The organism is Nocardia carnea (genome assembly GCF_029869215.1).
In the GTDB taxonomy this organism is placed as follows: Bacteria; Actinomycetota; Actinomycetes; order Mycobacteriales; family Mycobacteriaceae; genus Nocardia; species Nocardia carnea_B.
Genome location: NZ_JARWPM010000157.1, coordinates 1 through 3,289, shown reverse-complemented (window position 1 = coordinate 3,289; position 3,289 = coordinate 1). Strand labels below are relative to the sequence as shown.

The 3,289-nt window shown below is 69.3% G+C and carries 3 protein-coding genes; 1 reads left to right on the top strand and 2 read right to left on the bottom strand.

The window, feature by feature from the left end; translation table 11 throughout:
- A partial coding sequence (locus tag QH276_RS10535; protein WP_280406711.1) for a DegT/DnrJ/EryC1/StrS family aminotransferase occupies positions 1–197 on the bottom strand: 197 nt, incomplete at its 3' end.
- Between the two features lie 253 nt (positions 198–450).
- Between QH276_RS10535 and QH276_RS10530 the strand changes: the two genes are divergently transcribed.
- Positions 451–2,025, top strand: coding sequence for a bifunctional phosphatase PAP2/diacylglycerol kinase family protein (locus QH276_RS10530; RefSeq protein ID WP_280406710.1), 1,575 nt, complete (start codon positions 451–453; stop codon positions 2,023–2,025).
- Positions 2,026–2,102: 77 nt separating this feature from the next.
- On the opposite strand, the gene QH276_RS10525 is transcribed toward QH276_RS10530, so the two are convergent.
- Positions 2,103–2,525: a VOC family protein gene (locus tag QH276_RS10525; RefSeq protein WP_280398401.1), complete on the bottom strand. Its 423-nt coding sequence runs from the start codon at positions 2,523–2,525 to the stop codon at positions 2,103–2,105.
- Between the last annotated feature and the right edge of the window lie 764 nt (positions 2,526–3,289).

The window sequence follows — 3,289 nt, the reverse complement described above, 5'->3', positions numbered from 1 at the left end:
CGCAGCATGAGGCCCTTGTCGCGGAGCTGCTCGTCGTCGACACAGACCATGCCACCGTTACCCGCGCACGTGATGATGTGCGACATCGCGAGACTGGTGACGGTGATATCGGAACGGCTGCCGGTTTTGGTGCCGCGCAGCGTGCGCATCAGGTCACCGAGCCGGTCCACGATCTCGGTCACCTGGCCCGGTTCCAGCTCCGCGGCCGCGCAGCTGGCGGCCAATGCCGTGACCCGACCGGCGATCTCGCGACCCTGCAGCAGGCCTGCTGGACCGTCCCGCCGCTGACCGTGCAGACCATGTACGCCGACCCCGATGCGGTGCTCAATGCCCTGGCGCGGCCGGGGTTTTGCGGGGGGGGCCGCTACGGGTCGCGAGCGCACCCGCGCGCTCGGTAGGGTCGGGCGGGTGAGTAGGTGGACAGGCCGTCGGTTCCGCAGGATCGGGCGATTGGATCAGGCGGTGGGGGATACGGTGGCGCAACTGCCCGCCACGAAAGCGGATGCGGGTCTGTTGCGCCTCACCGGTAGCGCGGATCACGGTGTGCTGTGGATGGCGTTCGCGGCGGTACTGGCCTCCCGCGGTGGCGCCACCCGGCGCGGCGCGCTGCGCGGTGTCGCCTCGGTGGCGGGCGCCAGTTTCGTCACCAATATCGTGCTCAAATCGGTTTTCGCGCGCCGCCGTCCGGCTGCCGAACTGATGCCCACGCATCGGCGGCTCGCACCCGCGCCGACCTCGTCGTCGTTCCCGTCCGGGCACAGCGCGAGCGCGGCCGCGTTCGCGACCGCGGTGGCGATGGAGAGCCCGCGCGCGGGCCTGGTGGTGGCGCCGGTGGCGGCCGCCGTGGCGTACTCCCGGGTGCATACGGGCGTGCACTGGGGGTCCGATGTGCTCGTCGGGGCGGCCGTCGGTTCCGGGATCGCGCTGGCCACCCGCCGCTGGTGGCCGGTGCGCGAATCGGACGAGGCGCTGGCGGCTCCGGTACCGGAGGTGCCCGTGCTGGCCGAGGGCAAGGGCCTCGTGGTGATGGTCAACCCGGTCTCCGGGGACCCGAACTACGACCCGACCGACGATATCGCCGCCGCGCTGCCCGCCGCGACGGTACTGCGCACCAACCCCGGGCTGGACTGCGCCGTCCACCTCGAACAGGCCATCGCCGAGCAACGGCAGCCGGTGCTGGCGGTCGGGGTGGCCGGCGGCGACGGCACCGTGGCCGCGGTGGCCGCCGTCGCCTTGCGCAAGAATTTGCCGCTGGTGGTGATCCCCACCGGCACGCTCAATCATTTCGCCCGTGACCTGGGCGTCTACGATCTGCGCGAAGTGATCGACGCGACCGGTGTCGGGGAGGCCGTGGCGGTCGATATCGCCGCGGTCGAATACGGCGACGAAAACGAGACGCGCACCAGGCATCTGATCAATACCTTCAGTCTCGGCGCCTACCCCGATCTGGTGCGGTTGCGGGAGAAATGGCAGAAACGCTGGGGTAAATGGCCCGCGTTCGCCGCGGCGCTCGTGGTCACCCTGCGCCGCGCCGAACCCATCGAAATCTACCTGGACCGCCGGTGGCAGCGGGTGTGGTTCCTGTTCGTCGGTAACGGCCCCTATCACCCGCACGGCGCGGTGCCCGCCTTCCGCGACCGCCTCGATTCCGGACTGCTCGATGTGCGCTGGCTACGCGCGGATCTGCGGTGGTCACGCACCCGCGCGGTGATCGCGCTGCTGCTGGCCGCGATCGGGCACAGCCGGGTGTACGGGGAGCGGCAGATGCCCGAGCTGCAGGTACATCTGCCGGTGCCCGAAGCGCTCGCCGCCGACGGTGAGGTGATCGGCAGCGCCACCCACCTGCGCTTCACCACGGCCGGTCAGCTGGCCGTATACCGGCGCGATGAATCCAACCCGCTGTGGGCCGACCGCAGCCGCCCGCACCACCGCCGGGCGCCGTGGCTGCCGGAGGTGTTCCGGGTCCCGATGAGCGGCTGGATCGCCCTGGCGATGCGTGGTCTCACCGGCCCCGGCCGGGGCTGACCGGCCGCGACCCGATCCGATCGGGCCGGGTCGCGGTTTCGGTGGCAGTCGCCGGTGGACGCCCCGGCCGTAGCGGTCTACTGACCGCCGAAGTCGAACATCCAGGGGATGGAGAACCGGTCGGTGAGCATTCCGAACAGTTGCGTCCATTCCGTTTTGGCGAGCTGCATATCCACGGTGCCGCCGACCGCGAGGGCGTCGAACAGCCGCCGGGCTTCGTCTTCATCGCTGAGTTCCAGGCATACGGTGAAGTTCGGCCTGCTCGAAACCTCGACGGCCTGCCCGGGCGGACAGTCCGACCCCATCAGAATCTGCTCGACGCCGTTGAGCGGCAGCGCCACATGCGCCACCAGATTCTTGGCCTCGGCGGGCAGATTCTCGGCCTCCCCCATATCGCCGAACCGGATCAGCTGCAGTTCGCCGCCGAACACGGACTGATAGAAGGTGAAGGCCTCCTCGGCGTTGCCGTTGAACATCAGATACGGATTGACGGATTTCACGCGGATCTCCTTCGCCAGGTGATTGCGGATGCAGAATGCCGGGAAACGCCGCCGGCAAACCGGGGCCATCCCCGCCGACATTTGTTCAACCGAGTCCAGAGAGCATTCGAGGCCGGCCCGCGTCCAAGCCTAACCGCCGGGCACCGACGCCGAGGCGAGACATGTAGAGAACCGATCACCCGAAACCCGACCCGACCACGGCGGCGCCGAGTCTCATGAGGGCCCCGGAAGTTCACATAACCCCGGAACCAGACGCAACCACGGCGGCGCCGAGTCTCACAAGGCCCTCGGTGGTCTACATTCCCGGAACCGAACGCATCCACGGTGGCTTCGAGTCTTACTCGGCCTTGCGTGGTTCACATAACCCCGGAACGGAACGTGACCACGGTGGTGTCGGGTTTTACGAGGCCCTGAGTGGTTCACATAACCCCGGAACGGAACGTGACCACGGTGGTGTCGGGTCCTACGAGGCCCTGAGTGGTTCACATAACCCCGGAACGGAACGTGACCACGGCGGTGCCGAGTCTTACGAGGCCCTGAGTGGTTTTTGCCCGTCCCCGCGGTAAAGGCGCCCTGGGCTTGCGCGCCGCCGCCGTGGTGGAGAGGGTACCGGCCGGGCCAACGGGGGCGAAAACCCCCGGCCCCCACCCCCGGCGCCCGGCCCGGGGCCCCCGGGCCCCCGGGTCCCCCGCGCCAGCTCCGCGACATCCTCGAATTCGGGCGTGGCTTGGAGGATACGGTCCTGTTCCAGCGCCACCTTGATC